Source organism: Coleofasciculus sp. F4-SAH-05 (assembly GCF_040222985.1).
GTDB lineage: Bacteria > Cyanobacteriota > Cyanobacteriia > Cyanobacteriales > Coleofasciculaceae > Coleofasciculus > Coleofasciculus chthonoplastes.
The window spans coordinates 1-18,114 of the sequence record NZ_JAVKBY010000044.1 but is presented as its reverse complement, the minus strand read 5'-3'; the positions used below and the strand labels follow the sequence as shown (position 1 = coordinate 18,114).

18 protein-coding genes and 3 pseudogenes are annotated in these 18,114 nt (G+C 44.8%); 13 read left to right on the top strand and 8 right to left on the bottom strand.

What is annotated here, in order from left to right; genetic code table 11:
- Positions 1 to 97 precede the first annotated feature (97 nt).
- The 4 genes and pseudogenes from RIG27_RS04740 to RIG27_RS04725 form a co-directional block, all read left to right on the top strand.
- Positions 98 to 691, top strand: a pseudogene (locus RIG27_RS04740) (thioredoxin-like domain-containing protein); the annotation flags it as partial.
- A 60-nt stretch (positions 692 to 751) separates the two neighbouring features.
- The gene (locus RIG27_RS04735; RefSeq protein WP_446342919.1) at positions 752 to 1,222 is read left to right on the top strand and encodes a helix-turn-helix domain-containing protein; all 471 of its coding nucleotides are present in this window, start codon (positions 752 to 754) and stop codon (positions 1,220 to 1,222) included.
- Between the two features lie 3 nt (positions 1,223 to 1,225).
- A pseudogene (locus RIG27_RS04730) lies at positions 1,226 to 1,354 on the top strand (PIN domain-containing protein); the annotation flags it as partial.
- Between the two features lie 424 nt (positions 1,355 to 1,778).
- Positions 1,779 to 3,083, top strand: coding sequence for a hypothetical protein (locus RIG27_RS04725; RefSeq protein ID WP_446342917.1), 1,305 nt, complete (start codon positions 1,779 to 1,781; stop codon positions 3,081 to 3,083).
- A 241-nt stretch (positions 3,084 to 3,324) separates the two neighbouring features.
- On the opposite strand, the gene RIG27_RS04720 is transcribed toward RIG27_RS04725, so the two are convergent.
- Entirely contained in the window at positions 3,325 to 3,576 is a 252-nt protein-coding gene (locus tag RIG27_RS04720) for a UPF0175 family protein (protein WP_446342915.1), read from the bottom strand.
- A 329-nt stretch (positions 3,577 to 3,905) separates the two neighbouring features.
- On the bottom strand, positions 3,906 to 4,229 hold the full coding sequence (locus tag RIG27_RS04715) for a YcxB family protein (protein ID WP_446342913.1): 324 nt from the start codon (positions 4,227 to 4,229) through the stop codon (positions 3,906 to 3,908).
- Between the two features lie 135 nt (positions 4,230 to 4,364).
- On the opposite strand from RIG27_RS04715, the pseudogene RIG27_RS04710 reads away from it, so the two are divergent.
- Positions 4,365 to 4,595, top strand: a pseudogene (locus RIG27_RS04710) (IS630 family transposase); the annotation flags it as partial.
- Positions 4,596 to 4,959: 364 nt separating this feature from the next.
- Here RIG27_RS04710 and RIG27_RS04705 read toward each other — a convergent pair.
- Together RIG27_RS04705 and aspS are read right to left on the bottom strand one after the other, a co-directional pair.
- Positions 4,960 to 5,196: a hypothetical protein gene (locus RIG27_RS04705; protein ID WP_446342911.1), complete on the bottom strand. Its 237-nt coding sequence runs from the start codon at positions 5,194 to 5,196 to the stop codon at positions 4,960 to 4,962.
- Between the two features lie 225 nt (positions 5,197 to 5,421).
- Positions 5,422 to 7,230, bottom strand: coding sequence for an aspartate--tRNA ligase (gene aspS / locus RIG27_RS04700; protein ID WP_446342909.1), 1,809 nt, complete (start codon positions 7,228 to 7,230; stop codon positions 5,422 to 5,424).
- A 255-nt stretch (positions 7,231 to 7,485) separates the two neighbouring features.
- On the opposite strand from aspS, the gene RIG27_RS04695 reads away from it, so the two are divergent.
- Entirely contained in the window at positions 7,486 to 8,016 is a 531-nt protein-coding gene (locus RIG27_RS04695; RefSeq protein ID WP_446342907.1) for an orange carotenoid protein N-terminal domain-containing protein, read from the top strand.
- 88 nt (positions 8,017 to 8,104) lie between these two features.
- On the opposite strand, the gene RIG27_RS04690 is transcribed toward RIG27_RS04695, so the two are convergent.
- Positions 8,105 to 8,368, bottom strand: coding sequence for a hypothetical protein (locus tag RIG27_RS04690; RefSeq protein ID WP_446342905.1), 264 nt, complete (start codon positions 8,366 to 8,368; stop codon positions 8,105 to 8,107).
- A 212-nt stretch (positions 8,369 to 8,580) separates the two neighbouring features.
- On the opposite strand from RIG27_RS04690, the gene RIG27_RS04685 reads away from it, so the two are divergent.
- The 4 genes from RIG27_RS04685 (at position 8,581) to RIG27_RS04670 (ending at position 12,137) form a co-directional block, all read left to right on the top strand.
- Positions 8,581 to 9,003, top strand: a complete 423-nt coding sequence (locus tag RIG27_RS04685) for a roadblock/LC7 domain-containing protein (protein ID WP_446341190.1) — start codon at positions 8,581 to 8,583, stop codon at positions 9,001 to 9,003.
- Between the two features lie 467 nt (positions 9,004 to 9,470).
- A complete protein-coding gene (locus RIG27_RS04680) occupies positions 9,471 to 10,337 on the top strand; it encodes a DUF4388 domain-containing protein (protein ID WP_446341191.1) in 867 nt (288 codons plus the stop codon).
- An 11-nt stretch (positions 10,338 to 10,348) separates the two neighbouring features.
- Entirely contained in the window at positions 10,349 to 10,882 is a 534-nt protein-coding gene (locus RIG27_RS04675) for a GTP-binding protein (protein ID WP_446341192.1), read from the top strand.
- 388 nt (positions 10,883 to 11,270) lie between these two features.
- On the top strand, positions 11,271 to 12,137 hold the full coding sequence (locus RIG27_RS04670; protein WP_446342902.1) for a DUF4388 domain-containing protein: 867 nt from the start codon (positions 11,271 to 11,273) through the stop codon (positions 12,135 to 12,137).
- Positions 12,138 to 12,148: 11 nt separating this feature from the next.
- Here RIG27_RS04670 and RIG27_RS04665 read toward each other — a convergent pair whose 3' ends face one another.
- On the bottom strand, positions 12,149 to 12,913 hold the full coding sequence (locus tag RIG27_RS04665) for an ABC transporter ATP-binding protein (protein ID WP_446341194.1): 765 nt from the start codon (positions 12,911 to 12,913) through the stop codon (positions 12,149 to 12,151).
- A 256-nt stretch (positions 12,914 to 13,169) separates the two neighbouring features.
- On the opposite strand from RIG27_RS04665, the gene RIG27_RS04660 reads away from it, so the two are divergent.
- Entirely contained in the window at positions 13,170 to 13,517 is a 348-nt protein-coding gene (locus RIG27_RS04660) for a hypothetical protein (RefSeq protein ID WP_446342900.1), read from the top strand.
- A 118-nt stretch (positions 13,518 to 13,635) separates the two neighbouring features.
- Here RIG27_RS04660 and RIG27_RS04655 read toward each other — a convergent pair whose 3' ends face one another.
- Complete coding sequence (locus RIG27_RS04655; protein ID WP_446341196.1) at positions 13,636 to 14,853, bottom strand: ABC transporter permease; 1,218 nt, start codon at positions 14,851 to 14,853, stop codon at positions 13,636 to 13,638.
- On the opposite strand from RIG27_RS04655, the gene RIG27_RS04650 reads away from it, so the two are divergent.
- The gene (locus RIG27_RS04650; RefSeq protein ID WP_446342898.1) at positions 14,834 to 15,010 is read left to right on the top strand and encodes a hypothetical protein; all 177 of its coding nucleotides are present in this window, start codon (positions 14,834 to 14,836) and stop codon (positions 15,008 to 15,010) included. The two genes, RIG27_RS04655 and RIG27_RS04650, sit on opposite strands and share 20 nt — an antisense overlap.
- Positions 15,011 to 15,254: 244 nt before the next feature.
- On the opposite strand, the gene RIG27_RS04645 is transcribed toward RIG27_RS04650, so the two are convergent.
- The gene (locus RIG27_RS04645) at positions 15,255 to 16,697 is read right to left on the bottom strand and encodes an HlyD family secretion protein (protein ID WP_446342896.1); all 1,443 of its coding nucleotides are present in this window, start codon (positions 16,695 to 16,697) and stop codon (positions 15,255 to 15,257) included.
- A 258-nt stretch (positions 16,698 to 16,955) separates the two neighbouring features.
- Between RIG27_RS04645 and RIG27_RS04640 the strand changes: the two genes are divergently transcribed.
- Positions 16,956 to 17,996, top strand: a complete 1,041-nt coding sequence (locus RIG27_RS04640; protein ID WP_446342894.1) for an RNA-guided endonuclease InsQ/TnpB family protein — start codon at positions 16,956 to 16,958, stop codon at positions 17,994 to 17,996.
- Positions 17,997 to 18,114 lie beyond the last annotated feature (118 nt).

Here is an 18,114-nt window from a genome sequence, read left to right as displayed (position 1 = left end):
AACCCCAGGCGGAAATTGGGAACGAGGCTATCGTGAACGTTAGGATCTGAGCAATAAACAATCAACAATCAACAATCAACAATCAACACTCACTGATAATCGCCTGTTGATTGCGATGGCGGGTTCCCATCAAATCTGGGAAATGCAGCTTGAAACGGGTGAGATTGGCACTTATGCGGGGACAGGTGCAGAAGCTTGCTTAGATGGGTCACTCCATGAAGCCGCCTTTGCTCAACCCAGTGGGATTACCAGCGATGGACGAGAACTCTACGTGGCTGATAGTGAAGTTAGTTCGATTCGGGGAGTGGGTCTAATTAATAATTTACCCGTGCGGACAATTTGTGGCAGTGGTGAACTGTTTGAGTTTGGCGATAAAGATGGTCAAAAGTCAGAGGTACGACTCCAGCACTGTTTAGGGGTGGAATATACCCAAAATTACCTCTGGGTCGCAGATACTTATAATCACAAAATTAAGCGCGTCGATCCGAGTACGGGTAGCTGTCAGACTTTGTTAGGTAACGGACAAGCGGGTCACCGAGACGGTCAGAGTCATGAGGCGGAGTTTGCTGAGCCCTCTGGAGTCAGTGCGATCGCGGCTCGTCTCTATATTGCTGATACGAATAATCATGCGATCCGTTGCGTTGATTTGGGTACATTAGAGGTGACCACTTTAAACTTGAGCGGGTATTAGGGCTGTTGCCTTTTTACTTAACTTTTTGTTTACCATTTATCTAGGATTACTGTATAGATAATGACACTTTCTACGGGAAAAAACTCCCCAACCATTCCACCAACTGAAGCAGAAGCGAATATTGCTCAAGCGAGTTATCAACTATTAGCATCTTATGTTCAAAACAACGGAAAACCTATCACTATTCAAGTGATGCAAGAAGATGCTAAAAGCGAGACTGTGACGATTCCCGCCGCCGCCTTTCATCTGTTAGTTGAGACATTGACACAGATGAGTCAAGGACATGCAGTCAAGGTAACTGCTATTAGAAAAGAACTGGAACTCTATGAGGCGGCTGATATTCTAGGTGTTTCTCGCACTCAGGTTTTAAGCTTGCTGAAATCAGGAGAAATTCCTTACTGGAGAGAGGGAACAGTTTATCGAATGCGTTATCAAGATGTGATGGACTATAAAAATCGCAATGATGCCGAACGAATGAAAATCCTGAATGAGCTTGCTGCACAAGCACAAGAACTCAATATTGGATATTGATGCATGGCGAAGTTAACCGTTGTGTATGATGCCTGTGTCTTATATCCAGCCGCCCTACGTGATTTTTTGATGTGGTTGGCTCTCACGAATTTATTTGAGGCGCGTTGGACAGAAAAAATTCATGATGAGTGGAAAGGATTGCATCGCATCCAATACTGCTGAGGGCGATAATTGGAAATGGTCTAGTAATTGAGACAGAGAAACAGGTTTGGGTTGATTGACTAGCCAGGACACGACATATTTTTCTATTTTTGATAAACAAATGCTTATGTAAAACGGGGTTATATCTACAAAGATAAACAAAAAATACAGGGCGTGATCGCAAATTTTCAGAAAGCTATTAGTCTCTTTTATAAAGAGTTACACCACAGCTTGGAAGGCACGATAGTATCGTGTCCCTACCCAATCAATTATCTCGCTTGTTATGGTAGGGAAAACTGCCGTCCCCTCACAGGTGAAGACTTTACGCGGCTAAAAGATTGCAATTTACGTCGAGAGGGATTAAATTGCAAACTTAAGATATGACCTTCACAGTTTCTTTACTTGATTATCATCTGTGAATCACACTGAAACTCGACAACTCGGATTCTTTTCCCTCGCGGCTTTGCTGGTGTCGGCACATTATGGTTTGGGATTTGTTCTCGGAACCGCCGAAAAAGCCTTGACCTTGGGTTGGGCGGGTAGCCTCTATCCGATTTCCATTGCCCTAGGAACCCTTATTCTCCTGGGATTTGCCCGATTCTATTGGCGGTCAATTGAACCAATCTGGACGCTACTGGGGAACCGCTACGGACATCCCGTCAAAGTGCTGGTGGGAACCATGTCCTGGTTATCGCTAGTTGGGATTTTTGCGGTGCAAATTATTGCGGGCGCATTTATCCTCAACGTTTTGGATTTACCCGTGCATCCCAGTATGCTAGGCTTAGCCTTGGTTTTTCTGCTTTCTTCTATACTCCCAATAGAGAAAGCCAGTTGGTTGTTCCGGGGATTACTGGGATTCAATATCCTGGCATTATTGTACGCGATCGCGAAACTGCACGCTGTTCCCCTCTATTTACACGCCCCAGTGGATTTCATCCCCGCACTACAGCAGATGAGTCCTCCTTCTTTACTCGGCATTTCCTTATCGACAGTATTGCTGGTATTAATTGATATGAAATATCACCAATTTGTCGTGCAAGCCAGGGATGTACGCAACCTCTATATTGGTTGTGTCTTAGCGGCTATCTTATTCCTGTTTCTGGCGTTATTACCGTCTGCTGTAGTAATTGCTAGCCAAACGGCTGGGATTTTACCCACCGATATTGATGGCAAAGCAATCATTCCTTGGATTTTACTATGGCTGGGTGGAGGCGCTAATCACTTGGGGGGACAGTTGTTGATTTTATCGTTAATTGTACCCGCTTTAGGCGTCGGGAGTAGTATTTTGCGGGTGCAGACGAAGGTGGTTTTAGACTTTGAGTTGATTCCCGATTCTCAACTGAATCGGCTACTCGTTGCCATTATCAATACAGGATTGGGACTAGCTGTCGCGTTAAAGGGTGGTTCAATTATCAGTCTCATTGTCTTGTTTTATGCTGTATATGTGGCGACTGTTTGGGTTCCTTTTGCAGCTTACCTCGTCGCTGAAACCGGAGGCTATAGGTTTGCCGCGAGTAGTGTGCGATTGGCATTAATTATCAGTGCTTTGTCGGCAGTGGCAATGCTAATATTGACCCTGTTAAAACCGGACGCTGCCTTTTTTAACAGTGCGGAGTTAAGTATTATCATGTTGGGCATGGGGTTTGGTTGCTTGGGGTTAGGCTTAGGCGAGATAATTGAGAAGTATTTGCCTATTTCTCCCATCAAAGAGGAATTGTAAGTCATTTGTCATTTTTCCTCCGTCCTTTGTCATCCGTTTTGATGCATCCCCGCCGGAAAGATGTAGTAGCGTGGCACATCTAATTGAATGGATTAGGCTTGCGTGCATAAATTGTAGGGGCGTGTAGGGGCGCAAGGCTTGCGCCCAATTTAGTAAATGTTACCGTAGTTGAACCTGCAACAACTCAAGATACCCACCCTTACTCAAAAAAATCAGTGGCGAAGTATTAATTACCGTCAAGCTAGGCACGCTCTAATTCCTGCTCCAAATCATCAAAATCTACCTGAAAAACATCAATTTTATGCCGAGCCAAAACTTCCAGAAAATCCCGACGATTTAACCCAGCTATCTGCGCCGCTTTCTCCTGAGACACTTCCCCCTGCTGATACCAAAAAATCGCCGCTGCCAAACGCATCTCCTCCCCAAACTCCTGGGGAGACTTACGCCGTGCCGACAATATTTCCTCAGAAAAATTTAGAATAATTTGAACCATTTTATTGGACTCTTGGTATTTTTCATTCTCCCCTTATTGTAGAGTAGTGATGCACCCGACAGGATTAGCGATCGCCTGCGGTAGGTTTCGCGATCGCCCTGTAGACTGTAGCGCCTAAGTCCATCAAAACGACTTGAAATATGGGAAGAAATGGCTAAAGCTCTTACTGTTCAATCTTCGGACTAATCAAACTAACAATTTAGCACACTAAGTACGGAAGACCCGTAACAATCAGATGATTGAAGCAAAGATCAGCCTGTGTGTCTTCGTCCCTTTTTAAACTCTCCAGAATAATAACTCGGCTATGCCAAACATTAACATATTCTGGGTTAATTCCTAAAAAAATTAGGCTCGTTGTCAATTTCTTCAAGGACTATATTTCTAAAACTATCGAGTTGTTCGCTATTGCTAAACCCCCGTTTAGGAATCATAAAGAAAATTCTTTTAGATATGTAAAGATTAAACACATTATCTGCTTCTATGAAATAATCAAAGCCTTTCCATTGATATTGAGCTGTTGCATCTGCTGAAGTAACTTGAATAGTGTTTTCGTCTAAATCAACAGTTACACACTGATGCATACGGGGGTCGTTTTTATAATGACCTGAGATTTGCCAACGATATAATTTCTTGGAAATAGGCGGGTTGGTCAAAATATAGCAGCCCTAAATAGGTCGCAACAGATATAATAGTAATAATAACCCCCTAGAAAAAACACAAATGAACATTATAGATGAACTAGCGGATTTTATCAAGGAAACAAAAGAGTCAAAAGAAATCAAGAGAGCTTTGTCAAAGAATATAAAAGTGGAAACAGCGAAAATACAATCGATTTCATCGAGTATTTACAAAGGAAACGACCCGGGAAAAAATTATCGATATTTTGGGATGGTGCAACTTACCATGATTCTAAGCAGTTTCGAGAATACTTAAAGACAATTAATCAAGATTTATCAGAGGAGGACTGGTTGATAAGTTGTACGAAATTTGCTCCGAACGCTCCCGAACAAAATCCAGTCTAAGATATTTGGTTGCAAGATATTCATTGAGGGTAAGCCGATACTCCAGTCGCATCCTTTCCTCCTAAGACGCAGATCATAAATACTGTCATAGAAATATATTAAACGAAGTTAACCGTGAACTGTACTACAGATAAAGTAGAGACGTTGCATATAACCGAATCTCTGGAATACTCCCGTATTTCTTGAGGTGGGGCAGATGTCGGGTTGGGCTTAGGTTGAATCGAAAAATGCCCCAGTTTCGATGGACTCTTACCCTTTTTCTGTACCGTTGAGAGAGTCCAATCGGAATGTTTTTTGTAACGGTTTATACATAATGCCATCTCAGTTGCCTGCCAAAGCTGATCCGTTCCCAATTTCTGCGTCAGTTTTCGGGGAATAAGTCTTTCTGAGAAAGATTTTCCACGACAGTACAAGAAAAAGGCGATCGCGCCTCTAAATCGACATCAAACTTTACTTGATGCTCCGAGGGGAAAAGAGGATTGTCAAGTCCATTCTTTATCGGCTGGCTTATGCAAGTTTTGTTGACCCATGTCAAGGCGCGATTGCTTTCCCTTTCCTCTGGCTCCAAAATGAACACCTGACAAGGTTTTTGATTCACCCTTCTACGGGGCGCGATGTTTAGAATAAATGAAACTTGAATGATTTACACCACAAGCTTGGAGGGCACGATGGTATCGTGCCCCTACCCAATCCATTATCTCGCTTGTTATGGTAGGGACACGGCATTGCCGTGTCCTCTTCTGTACAGCATTATGCAGGAAATAAAATGAAGATGTAGAGACGTTGCATGCAACGTCTCTACAATATTGCCAACACGAACTACCTACTTTACCCCAGACGGTTTCTTCGGCTTATAGGTAGAAGCAACGTGCAATTCTTTCAACTGCTTATCTCCCACCTGGGCGGGTGCTTCCGTTAACAAACAACTGGCTTGTTGTGTTTTGGGAAACGCAATCACATCCCGAATTGACTCTTCCCCAGCTAACAACATAACCAACCGATCTAAGCCATAAGCAATTCCGCCATGAGGGGGTGCGCCATAATCAAAAGCTTCTAGCAAGAAACCAAACTTATTTTGAGCCTCTTCTGGCGACAATCCAATTGCCTCAAATACCCGTTTCTGAATATCAGGTTGGTACATCCGCAAACTGCCCCCGCCGACTTCATAGCCGTTATACACTAAGTCATAGGCTTGCGCCCTTGCTGTTTTCAAATCATCAATATCATCAGGGTGAGGGGCGGTAAAGGGGTGATGAATTGCCTCTAAGCGCTTCTCATCCGCATTCCATTCAAACATCGGATAATCTGTCACCCAGAGTAAATTAATTTTTGTCGGGTTAATTAGTCCCAACTCCCGCCCTAATACCTGACGCAGGCGATCCAAGGTTTTATTTACCACATCGGTAGTACCCGCACCAAACAGGAGTAAATGACCAGGTTTAGCCCCTGTCATCTCTAGTAATTTCTGTTTCTGTTCCTCACTGAGATTATCTTTAATTGCCCCAATCGTGTCGATTTCCCAGTTGTCTCGTACCCGAATATAAGCCAAACCCTTAGCACCTGCGGCGGTGGCTTCGTTAAACAAGTCACCACTCTTACCCGGTTTAATCCGCACGTTGGAAATTTTGTCGTTACCGCCAGGAATGGGCAGAACTTTTACTTTACCCCCAGCCGCGACTGCACCGGAAAAGACTTTAAATCCTGAGTCTTTCAACAATTCCGAGACATCCACCAGTTCTAAGCCAAAGCGGGTATCAGGTTTATCCGTACCGTAGCGTTCCATGACTTCGGCGTAGGTGAAACGGGGAAAGGGGCGGGGAATGTCTATCCCTTTTACGGTTTTAAAGATATGACAAACCAAGCCTTCATTAAGCTGGAGAATCTCATCCTGGGACATGAAACTCATTTCCATGTCCAACTGGGTAAACTCTGGCTGACGATCTGCCCTTAAATCTTCATCCCGGAAGCAACGGGCAATCTGATAGTAACGGTCTAATCCAGCAACCATCAACAATTGCTTGAATAATTGCGGGGATTGTGGTAAGGCATACCATTGTCCAGGATTCACGCGAGACGGCACCAAATAGTCTCTCGCCCCTTCCGGTGTGGAACGGGTTAACATTGGGGTTTCCACCTCAATGAAGTGTTGCTCATCTTCTAAATACCGACGAATCGCCTTAATCACCTCATGGCGCAATTCTATATTTTGGCGCATGCGATCGCGGCGAATATCCAGATACCGATATTTGAGGCGTAATTCTTCCCGCACGGCTTCGGCGTCGGCGGTGGACACCTGAAACGGTAACTGCTTCCGCACCGTATTTAACGGTGTAATCTGATCCGCATACACTTCGACTTCACCCGTGGATAAATTCGGGTTGAGCGAATCATCGGGACGCCGACTCACACGCCCGGTAATTTGCACCACATATTCATTCCGCACGGCTTCTGCATTCGGATAAGAATCCGGCGTGCGCTGAGGATCACTAACAATTTGCACAATACCCGTGCGATCGCGCAAATCTAAAAATATCACCCCCCCGTGGTCACGTCGCCGATCTACCCAACCACAAAGGGTAACGGTTTCACCAACATGGTTACTTCGCAATTCGCCGCAATAATGAGTCCGCATAGCCGATGAAAAAATAAGTGCTTTGACAGGGAGGAAGGTCTAAGGTAACAAAACGTGAAAACTTTGCCCATTATCCTGCATTTGGCAATCATTGTCTCTGTCTTCCCACCAACTTCATCGTCTCTGAATAGAGGAAGATGCCGATCGCACCACAGAGCCTAAGCAAACTCTACCGATCGGAGGGCGACCCCTGTTTGTAAAGTTTGGTAAACATAAGAGTAGAGATATTTTGTTGTATTAGAGAAAAAAAACTATATGGCTTCTACTCAACCGACTGGTGTAACTCCAGCCCGCTCTGAGCAGACAAAGAACGTAGCCCAATCATTTGATGGCTTGGGTACAGATGACAAACTAGCGTTACTTTACTACATCTACGAAAAAATGGGCGATTCGATCACACCGGCGGCACCCACGGCGGCTGATGCGGAAATCTTCCCCCAACTGCTGCGAGACTTCTACAACCTTTCGGATGATCAGCAACTAGCCGCGATGCGAGAAATCGTGAATCGTGAAGATACCCAAGTATCACGGGCGTATGGGGCATTGAGTGAAAATAACCAATTGTTAGTCTGGTATGGTTGGGCGCAAGGAATGGGTGATACGGTTGTCGATATGCCCTTAAACTACAAAGCCCAGTCACAGGTGAATTCGATTCTATCCCAAATCGAAAATCTAGATTTCGAGGGGCAAATCTCTCTACTGCGCCAAGTTGCTGGTGATATGGGTTACAGTATCGTTCAACCCGTTCCTAGCCAGGAAGAAACCGGAAAAACCCCCAGTTTATAGGTTTTCCAGGAAGTGGGGAAGTTTTGAGTTTTGAGGAAAGTAGGGGCGGGTTTAGGGACTTTATATGTGGCTATTGATGGTAACGTTTCTACAAAACCCGCCCTGACTCAGTGTTGAGTTTTGAGTTATAGCTGTAGCTATAAAGGTGAGGATGAATGGTACTGACTGGTATGCTGGTGGGCAGTACCCACCCTACTGGACTGACACAGCTAAAATTGTAGGATAGATTTTGGCGATTTTCTGGGCGCACGCCGTGCGCCCAGAAAATTCTAATCCACCAATTAAGGTGTGCCACTCCACTACGGTATATCAAGGGTTTCGGCGAGTCAAAAATGCAAATTTTCAGTGCCATTCAGGTTAAGATAGTTTTTCTTCCCCAGCTCCCTCATCTCCCTCAGCTCCCCCAACTCCCTCATCTTCCCCAGTTCCCCTAATCCGAAAACGTCCGTGATAAGTTCGATTGTGAGATAGAGTTGGATACTTGGATAATGGATGGATTTAGTGGTATTCATACCCTTTGACTGTCTCACCAGCTCAAACCCGGACTTATCGAGGATGATGACAATGACCATTAACACGGCGAAGATTGAGAACATTTTGCAAAATTTTGTGACGGGCACCAGTGAGGTTCAGGGAGCAGCTTTGGTGTCTCCAGACGGGCTACCCTTAGCTTCAAGCTTGCCCAATGAGATGGATGAAGAACGAGTTTCCGCCATGTCAGCCGCGATGCTGTCGTTGGGAGAGCGGATTGGCTCAGAATTGTCCCGAGGCTTTCTTGATCGCATCTACGTGGAAGGCGATCGCGGCTACGGCATTTTAACCAATTGCGGCGAATATGCGGTATTACTGGTTTTAGCCAGCAAAGCGGCGAAACAAGGTGTACTGTTACTGGAAATTAAGCGTGTGATTCCAGAGTTGAAGGCGGCGCTTGATCCAATCCGGAAAATATCAGGAGCTTATGACACTCAATCACAGGTCGCTGAATAATTGATGACCACGACAAAAACCACAATTGCTCTCCTACCTCTATCATGGCTGTGACGAGGTGGGATACTCTCTTACACTGCCGAAGAGTGAGTTTGCCCAGAATGCAGTGTGGGCTTGAGTTTAAGCTCAAATACAAGATAGAGATTTAATCCCCATAGCTCTATCAAGTCGGTAAGGTAAGCTAAAGCGCCGCTCACAGGTAAGTCTTGAATTTGAAAGAATCCTGAGAACCGACACCCAATCTTGAATCAGGCAGTGTAAACTTGTCCTGACTGTTGCTTTGGCGCTCTGACTGATGTTGCCAAGGTTAGGATAACACGATTACTATAGATCATAAAGATATTTATGATTTATCTAAGATAAGTAACAAAAAATTGATTATTCTTCAATTGGAATTGTAAACCTAAGACAATAAGTCTAGAGTTTGCCTATTTTTTGACAAGTTTTTAGCAAGTAGTGAACAAGTAATGGCAATTACAAGCTGTTTGTCGGAGTTTTCTCTCCCTGAACTATTTCAATTTCTGGATCAAGGCAGCAAAACCGGATTGCTGACCTTGCGGTTTCAGACGGAGAATCATGAGAAACGAGTACGCCATGTACTATTACATCAAGGTCGCATTGTCGCTGTGACCAATCGCTTGGATCACCAGTGCTTGCTCGCCATGATTGTACAACGAGGCTGGATTAGCCCGGAAGTGTTGCGAGAGCAGGTGAACCGTTGCCCAGCGAATATTCCGATTGGTTTATATTTAAAGACTCAATCGTTTCTCCAGCCGGAACAACTCAGACTGTTGTTCCACGCTCAAGTTCTACGGCAAGTCTGTGGTTTGTTTCGGCTGAGAGAGGCTCGATTTAAATTTGATACTAAAGCGACTTTGCCCACGACGGAAATGACTGGCTTAAGCCTCAGCGCCACCGAAGCTACGTTAATGGGTTTACGAGTGTTAAGAGACTGGGTATTATTAGCAAACAAACTGCCAGAACCAACCTCCGCCCTGTCGAGAGTAGTGATTGGCAAGCGTCATCTGCGCTTGGATTCGGTGGAAGGGCAAGTTTGGCAGCGATCAAATGGCTCGATTTCTCTGAACACAATGGCAACTCAGCTCAAACAACCCATAGAAATAATTCAACAAACGGCATTCCGACTGATTAGCGTGGGTTTAGTCCAAGAAGTCCCAATGATGACGGCGACGTCTCGTTCTAAAGCAATGGCAGAAGATGTGTTAGAGCCTGTAGCTGCTGGCACCAATCACGGCAGTAAAGAGGATAATGGCTCTCAGGTTAGTTCTTCGTTTATGCAAAACTTGCTGGGTTTCTTGAGGAGCAGCAAGTAACGGTGGAAATTATGCGTCTAGTTGTTACGGGTACAGTGGGTGCTGGTAAGTCCACCTTCATTCGCTCAGTTAGCGAGATTGCTGTAGTTGATACAGATCGACTCTCAACCGATCAAACTACTGACATGAAGAAAAAAACAACCGTAGCGATGGACTTTGGACGCTTACAATTTGCCCCAGAAATGGCATTGCATCTCTATGGTACACCCGGACAAGCTCGCTTCGATTTTATGTGGGATATCTTGATTCGCAAAGCCCATGCTTATATCCTTTTGGTAGATGCTCACCGACCTAGCGATTTTCGCTCAGCCCGCAAGCTACTGGCGTTTATGAAGCAACGGGTAGATATTCCGATGTTAATTGGCTTGACCCACAGGGATTGTGAAGGCGCTTGGTCTGAAGAAAATGTCGCGATCGCTCTAGGGTTTGTGGATGAAAAAACTCGTCCGCCTTTCGTTACCTTAAATGCGAATGAAAAAGATTCAGTTATTGATACTCTAATTGTCTTAATTGAACATTATTTAAATTGTGTTGTTAAAACATAAGAGTTTGGGAATTTTTACTCCTTTCTAATAAATAAATTCTATAGAAAACTAGATTTACATCACTATATTTAATTATTCCCAACGCCGGAAGCAACAGAAGGCAAATTCCATTTTTGTAAATCATTATGGATCGTGTGAGCATTTTGTTCATATATAGAAGTAAGCTAGCCAGATGTTGGTGCTTCATGTAGGCTTCGGTGTCCTTGCTTCTGCGGCTGACGTGACAGGATCATGCTGAAAAAATTAAGACTATCGGCTAATATAAATAATTGTTAAGCTATAATATTATTAAGAAAATCTAAAATTCAGCTAACTTCCTTTAAAGCTTTAACACGTCCTGCCTGATTGAAGTCTGCGCTGATGTTCTTAAAACTGTCCTTTTAAAACTATGGCTATTAGAGGTTACTTATCGGACTTGTCCCTTCCCGAACTGTTTCATTTGATTGAACAAGGGAAAAAAACCGGGTTACTCACATTACGCACCGCATTAACCAGCCCATCAATTCCCTATTATGTATGGGTTCACCAAGGTCGTATTGTCGCGACGGCTAATCGCTTGGATGGTCAAGGTTTAATCGCACTGATTGAGCAATACCAGTGGGTGAGCGATCGCGTAGTCGCCAAGTTAGTCCAATGGTGCTGTCCGACGGGAAAACCTCTGGGGTTGTGTCTCAAAAATCACGGTGTTTTACAAACCGAACATCTCAAGCAGTTATTCCAAGTTCAGGTTTTACAGCAAATTGGTGTCCTGTTCCAACTCAAAAATGCTCAATTTAAATTGGAGCAGAATGTACCTCTACCGGGGCGAGAAATGACGGGGTTGAGCATACCCGCCACCGAAGCCACATTAATGGGATTACGGGTGCGGCCAAACTGGGATACCTTAGCTGATAAATTACCTGATCCCAATAGCGGTTTAATCAGTACAAAGACAGGTCAACTTCGTTCCCGATTAGATCCAGTCGAATGGCAGATTTGGGAGTACACCAAAGGGACAGTTTCGCTGAAAATGATTGCCAGGGAACTACGACTCCCGATAGAAAAAGTGCAGCAAATTGCTTTTGCTCTGATTACCGTCGGTTTAGCTGAAGAAGTGCCGTTATTCGTGGGAAATCTACCCACTCAATCCGTTGAACCTTTACCCGCGCAATTGACCGAAGAATCGGAAAGCAAAACACTCAGTCAATCTTTCGTACAAAACTTTATGGGTTTTTTGCGGAACAGTAAATCAAAACCGATATCCGTTGGCACTTAAGTTTTGAGTGATTATGCTGTTGCCACTTGCACCATTTCCTCTGGAGTTAAATGAGAATGAATAACTTCACCATCCCGAAACCAAACAATACGTTTCGTCAAACGAGCAACATCTGGTTCGTGAGTCACCATCACCACCGTAATTCCCTCCTCATTGAGTTGGCTGAATAACCCAATGACTTCAGCCGTTGTATGAGAATCCAGCGCCCCCGTTGGTTCATCTGCCAACAGTAATACAGGTTGATTGACGATCGCGCGGGCAATGGCTACCCGTTGCTGTTGTCCGCCAGACAGTTGATTGGGCTTATTTAACTGGCGATTTTCCAATCCCACTCGCTTTAACGCACTCATCGCGCGATCGCGCCGTTCTTGGGGGAAAATTCCAGCATACACCATGGGTAACATCACATTTTCCAAGGCGGTGAGTTGGGGGAGAAGATGAAATTGCTGAAACACAAAACCAATCTTGACATTGCGAATCCCAGCTAATTGGGCATCATTGAGATGAGAAACATCCACACCATCGAGGTAATAGCGTCCAGAGGTGGGTTGATCAAGACAGCCGATAACATTCATGACGGTTGATTTTCCGGAACCCGACGCCCCCATAATCGAGCAGTATTCACCTTTGTTTATGGTTAGATTCACTTGGCTGAGGGCTTTGACTTCTGTGTTCCCTGTACCATAAACCTTAGAGATATTTTCTAGACGAATAATGATGGGTGTTTCAACTGACGTTGAATGAATCGACGATGGAAAATTGATAGAGTCGTGCATAAAGCTCTACGGTTAATAAAGAATACAATTGTAGGGGCGGGTTTAAGAACTCAATTATATATTCACCGATAACTAAACAACAAAACCCGCCCTACCCACTGATAACGGAACAACAAAAGCCAATTTTAGGGGCGGGTTTAGGAACTCAATTATGTATTCACTGATAACTAAACAACAAAACCCGCCCTACTAAATAGTATTTTGGCTGTATAATCATTATATTTCATCAAAGCTATAGATATACCGGGTACATTCAATGCTGAAAAAACTGAGAGGTGGATGTTTAATGGGAATTGGTTATATGCTCTCACCGTTATCGTGGTGGAATGACTTATTTTTTAATATGCCCATTGCCTATCTTTTTGCCTATTCATTCAGTTGGATTTTTCCTGACCTTTTCTTACCGCTCACCGCTGTTGGTTACTGGCTCTCAAACATTATAGGAATTTTGATGATGCATAGGGGGGCTACAGATATGTTGTTTGAGCAAAAGCAGCGGGATTTTAAAAAAGATTTACTCATTGGTTTTGGTACATCAACGGTTTACACCTTAGTTGTTTTAGTGAAGTCGGGCGGGTTTTGTTGTTCAGTTAGTTCTGAGTAGCTGACTTTAGTTCCTAAACCCGCCCCTACGTTCCTAAACCCGCCCCTACGTTCCTAAACCCACCCCTACAAATTGTCGCTAAACCCGCCCCTAAAATTGACAGACGTGCCATGGCACTCTAAGCACTTCTCAACGCCACAATTGGGTTAAGTTTCGCTGCTTGTCGGGCGGGGACAACGCCAAAGAATAAGCCAATTCCACCAGAAACGCCAACAGCCACGAGAATAGCAATGGGAGAAATTCCAGCTTTTAACGGCGAGAAAGCACCGACAAGCAAAATACCACTAACACCAATTGCCGTTCCAATTATCCCCCCGGCGGCGGAGAGAATAATGGCTTCAATCATAAACTGAATCAGGATATCCTGTTCTTTTGCACCTATGGCTTTCCGCAGTCCAATTTCCTGGGTTCGTTCCCTAACTGATACCAGCATAATGTTCATCACACCAATACCACCAACGATTAAGGAGATGGCTGCGATCGCGGCAAGCATTATCGTTAATGCACCTGTAACAGCATTGACGATTTGCAAAATATCTTCCTGAGTCTGAACACCAAAATCATCTTCACCCACAATCTTGTGGCGTCGCCGCAGTAAGTTTTCAATTTGGAACTGCGCCGCACTAATACTCTCTCGATCCCTAGCCGAAACCGAAATCCAACTGACTTCGACTCCATAAGGAGACGTGCGTCCCCGCAATCGATTCGCCATTGTACTCAGAGGGATAAACACCACATCATCCTGATTGCTGCCTAAAAACGTTCCTTTGGGTTCCATCACCCCAATCACTTCAAAGCTAACATCTTTAATCCGCACAGATTGACCAATGGGATCTTGATAGCCAAATAGTTTTTCGACAACTTCAGAACCGAGAACGGCAACTTGGGTATTGCGTTTGATGTCAATATCGGTAAAAAACCGTCCTTTTTTAACATTAAAGCTGCGAACTGATAGAAATTCTGGAGTTGTTCCGGTTACCAATGAATTACTATTGCGATTACGGTAGGTAATTAAATATCTCAGATTAATTTGTGGGGCAACTTCGGCAACGGCTGGAACTTGAGTCGCGATCGCCTGAGCGTCTTCCCATACCAATGTTTTTGGAAAATCAACCGTTGTCTGTTGTGCTTCACGAGAGCCAGGAATAACAAATAAAACATTGGGTCCGAGAGCCTCAAACTGTTCAGAGGCTAGCTTTTGCGCTCCCTGTCCAATTCCCACCATCGCGATCACTGAGGCATTGCCAATAATGATGCCCAGCATGGTTAAGCTACTGCGTAGCTTGTTCGCCATCAGCGTGGTGGACGCCATTTTAATGCTTTCTACAATATCCATTGGTCATTGGTCATTGGTCATTGGTCATTGGTCATTGGTCATTCGTCATTCGTCATTGGTCATTGGTCATTCGTCATTGGTCATTGGTCATTCGTCATTGGTCATTCGTCACTATAGGATTATCGTGGTTGTAGGGGCGAGTCGCTGCACATCGTAGGCGGTGTAAGAATTAACCTATATCGACTCGCCCCTGTCTAAATACGGTGTCAGATAATTACCGATACTCTGCGGGGGGCGACCCGGTAAAATTAAGGGTTAGGTAATGTTGATTGGGTATGGCGGGTCGCCCCTACAATGTTTACCTAGAGAGAGTTCTTCGCAAGACCAAGAGATAAAAGAGGTGACAAAGACGGATTTGCAATTAGCGATCTTAGTCACCGTTAAACTTCTCCACATTTCTCCTACTCTTCTTCTTCCGGGTTATAGTTCTCAGGTAAATCAATAAAAACCTTTTCACCTTCTCTCAATCCCCGGATAATCTGAGTTTTATCATCAATCGTGGCTCCAATTGTGACCGATTTAAACTTAGGCTGATCTTCAAAATCAGGAACCATAACCCCAGTTTCGCCCTCTTGAGTCACAACCGCCACCGTAGGAACAACAAGAGCGTTACTAATGGGTTTCCCTAAAAATGTCAGGTCAACATTCATTCCAGATCGCAATTTCTTTTGCGCTTCGGGTGCTAGGGCAACTCGCACTTGAAAGGAGGTAACATCATTCTGGACAACGGCTTCTGGAGCAACCAGTCTCACCTGACCTCGAAATACCTGATCGGTAAACGCATCGGATTTTACTTGTACAGGTTGTTTTTCTTGAATTTGTCCAATATCAACTTCAGGCACCTCCGCCAGAACTTCCAGTTGTTTGGTGGCTAATGCCACGATTGATGTAGAGGTGGCTGAAGCTGTACTCGATGCGGAGGTTGTCGGCGTGACAAATGCGCCAACGGTAGCATATTTCTGAGTGATAATTCCCGGAAAAGGCGCCCGAATAATCGTGTCTTGTAATTGGATGTAGGCAGCTTGGGTTTGGGCTTTCGCCGCTTCTACCGCGGCTTCAAATTGAGCAATTTCTTCTTGGCGCGTTCCTTTGAGCAATTCCTGTACCGCAAAACCCGCTTCATTGACCGCCGCTTTGAGTTGAACAATCTCTGGGCTAGTTGGCTCCTCAGTATTTTTAGTATTACGGACTTGGGCTAGACGTTGTTTGGCTTCCTCAAGCTGGGCTTCAGCGGTACGGGCTTCCGTTAATGCCTCATGAAACCGATCTTGAGATACTACTCCCTCTTCCACTAAGTACTTATACCGTTGGACTCGTACCGTGGCTAAATCTAAGCGGGAACTGGCAGTTTGGGCTTGAGCAACCGCTTGGTCAATTTCTCTGGGATTACCGACGAGGGCTTCCGCTAAACGGGCTTGTGCTTGCTGAAATCGCTGTTTGGCTTGTTCAATTTCTTCTGGACGAGGACCTGCTTTGGCTTCAGCGAGACGGGCTTGTGCCTGTTTTAGGTCAGCTCTGACGGCTAAAAACCGAGCTTTAACATCCTCTTGTTCCATTACCGCCACCACGTCTCCCGCGTCAACCCGATCCCCTTGTTCGACTTCTAGCTTGACCAAACGACCCGACGTTTTCGGACTCAGGTTAACGGTTTGAATTGGTTGTACCGTACCATTTGCCGTGATCTGTACGGCTAAATCCTGCACATCCACTGGCACAGTTAGTTCATCAAGATCAACTGTGTCTGGTTTTGCCGCAATCACAAAATATCCCGCACCACCCGCGACAAGAAGGCTGGCTGTGATGAATCCCATTACCCAAGGGAGAGGATTTTTGACTTTACCCATAGTCTGTGTCAGGTTTTCCCATTAATCTGCTACAGCAGAGTTTTTGCGCTCAAGTTTCTAAGTTCTTCTTCTCTATGGTAACGACATAAACCAAGCGGCTGGCTTACAGATAAGCGATGGTGAAAGCCCCCGTATTTTAATCGGGGGATGAAACCGAGCGAACCGCTTAGGCAGCAAATTTATTTGCCAGTCAAATATTCCGAATGACACTCGCCTTATAAGTGTATACAATACTAGGTAATCATGAGAGGTCGATTCATGAAATCAAGATACCAGTACAGGATTTATCCCACTCCCGGTCAGCGAATAGCATTAGCCCAATTATTTGGGTGCGTGAGAGTTGTCTGGAATGATGCACTTGCCTTATGCAAACGGTCGGATAAGCTACCCAAGAATAGTGAACTCCAGAAAATTTGTATAACGCAAGCCAAAAAGACTAGCCAGCGGGAATGGTTAGGACTGGTGTCGGCTACTCCACTACAGCAGTCAATTGCGGACTTAGGAATAGCATTTAGCAATTATTTCTCGTCCAAAAAGGGTAAGCGCAAAGGTAAAAAACTTAAGCGACCTCGGTTCAAGAAAAAGACCAGCAGGCAATCGGCGCGTTTCACTAAAAGTGCTTTTTCTCTCAAAGGAGAAAAAGTCTATCTTGCCAAGATTGGCGACCTAAAGGTCAAATGGTCACGTCCTTTGCCCTCTGAACCCACGTCTGTAACCGCCATCAAAGACGCTAGCGGTAGATACTTCTTAAGCTTCGTGGTAGAGGTACAGCCAGAAATTAAACCCGCCCTATATCCATCAATCGGGATAGATCTAGGGCTGAAAACATTTGCATCATGCAGCAACAAGGAAAAGATCGATAGTCCGGATTATGGCTACCTGTACCGAAAGCTTAAACGCTACCAAAGACGGTTGGCTAAACGAGAAAAAGGGAGTAAGCGACGTGAGCAAATGCGTCGTAAGGTGGCTAAACTGAATGCCCGAATTAGGGACAAGCGCAAGGACTTCCTGCACAAGTTATCCTCTAAGGTCGTCAACGAGAACCAAGTCACAGTGTTAGAGGATCTCAACGTAGGGGGAATGCTCAAAAACCGCAAACTCTCACGGGCAATCAGTCAAGCTGGCTGGTATGAATTCCGGACAATGTGTGAGTCCAAGGCTGATAAATATGGTCGAGATTTCCGGGTCATCAGCCGATGGGAACCTACCAGTCAGGTATGCTCCGTATGCGGCTACCGATGGGGGAAATTAGACCTATCAGTTAGAACAGTTGTATGTTTGACACTCCCCGCCCTATAAGTGCGGGGATTCTTAGTTCCGCGACACACCTTACAATTATCTATCCTTGCGGCAATACTTAAACCAAACACCCGTAGAAAACTACCAAGTATTGAGCCTAATTTAGATAACTCCAGAG

Bases quoted from the DNA above. Each gene is read 5' to 3' on its own strand.
- RIG27_RS04735 (WP_446342919.1), top strand. From the start codon at position 752: ATGACACTTTCTACGGGAAAAAACTCCCCAACCATTCCACCAACTGAA.
- RIG27_RS04720 (WP_446342915.1), bottom strand. From the start codon at position 3,576: ATGGTTCAAATTATTCTAAATTTTTCTGAGGAAATATTGTCGGCACGG.
- aspS (WP_446342909.1), bottom strand. From the start codon at position 7,230: ATGCGGACTCATTATTGCGGCGAATTGCGAAGTAACCATGTTGGTGAA.
- RIG27_RS04695 (WP_446342907.1), top strand. From the start codon at position 7,486: ATGGCTTCTACTCAACCGACTGGTGTAACTCCAGCCCGCTCTGAGCAG.
- RIG27_RS04690 (WP_446342905.1), bottom strand. From the start codon at position 8,368: ATGGCACTGAAAATTTGCATTTTTGACTCGCCGAAACCCTTGATATAC.
- RIG27_RS04685 (WP_446341190.1), top strand. From the start codon at position 8,581: ATGACCATTAACACGGCGAAGATTGAGAACATTTTGCAAAATTTTGTG.
- RIG27_RS04680 (WP_446341191.1), top strand. From the start codon at position 9,471: ATGGCAATTACAAGCTGTTTGTCGGAGTTTTCTCTCCCTGAACTATTT.
- RIG27_RS04675 (WP_446341192.1), top strand. From the start codon at position 10,349: ATGCGTCTAGTTGTTACGGGTACAGTGGGTGCTGGTAAGTCCACCTTC.
- RIG27_RS04670 (WP_446342902.1), top strand. From the start codon at position 11,271: ATGGCTATTAGAGGTTACTTATCGGACTTGTCCCTTCCCGAACTGTTT.
- RIG27_RS04665 (WP_446341194.1), bottom strand. From the start codon at position 12,913: ATGCACGACTCTATCAATTTTCCATCGTCGATTCATTCAACGTCAGTT.
- RIG27_RS04660 (WP_446342900.1), top strand. From the start codon at position 13,170: ATGCTGAAAAAACTGAGAGGTGGATGTTTAATGGGAATTGGTTATATG.
- RIG27_RS04650 (WP_446342898.1), top strand. From the start codon at position 14,834: ATGCTTTCTACAATATCCATTGGTCATTGGTCATTGGTCATTGGTCAT.
- RIG27_RS04655 (WP_446341196.1), bottom strand. From the start codon at position 14,853: ATGGATATTGTAGAAAGCATTAAAATGGCGTCCACCACGCTGATGGCG.
- RIG27_RS04645 (WP_446342896.1), bottom strand. From the start codon at position 16,697: ATGGGTAAAGTCAAAAATCCTCTCCCTTGGGTAATGGGATTCATCACA.
- RIG27_RS04640 (WP_446342894.1), top strand. From the start codon at position 16,956: ATGAAATCAAGATACCAGTACAGGATTTATCCCACTCCCGGTCAGCGA.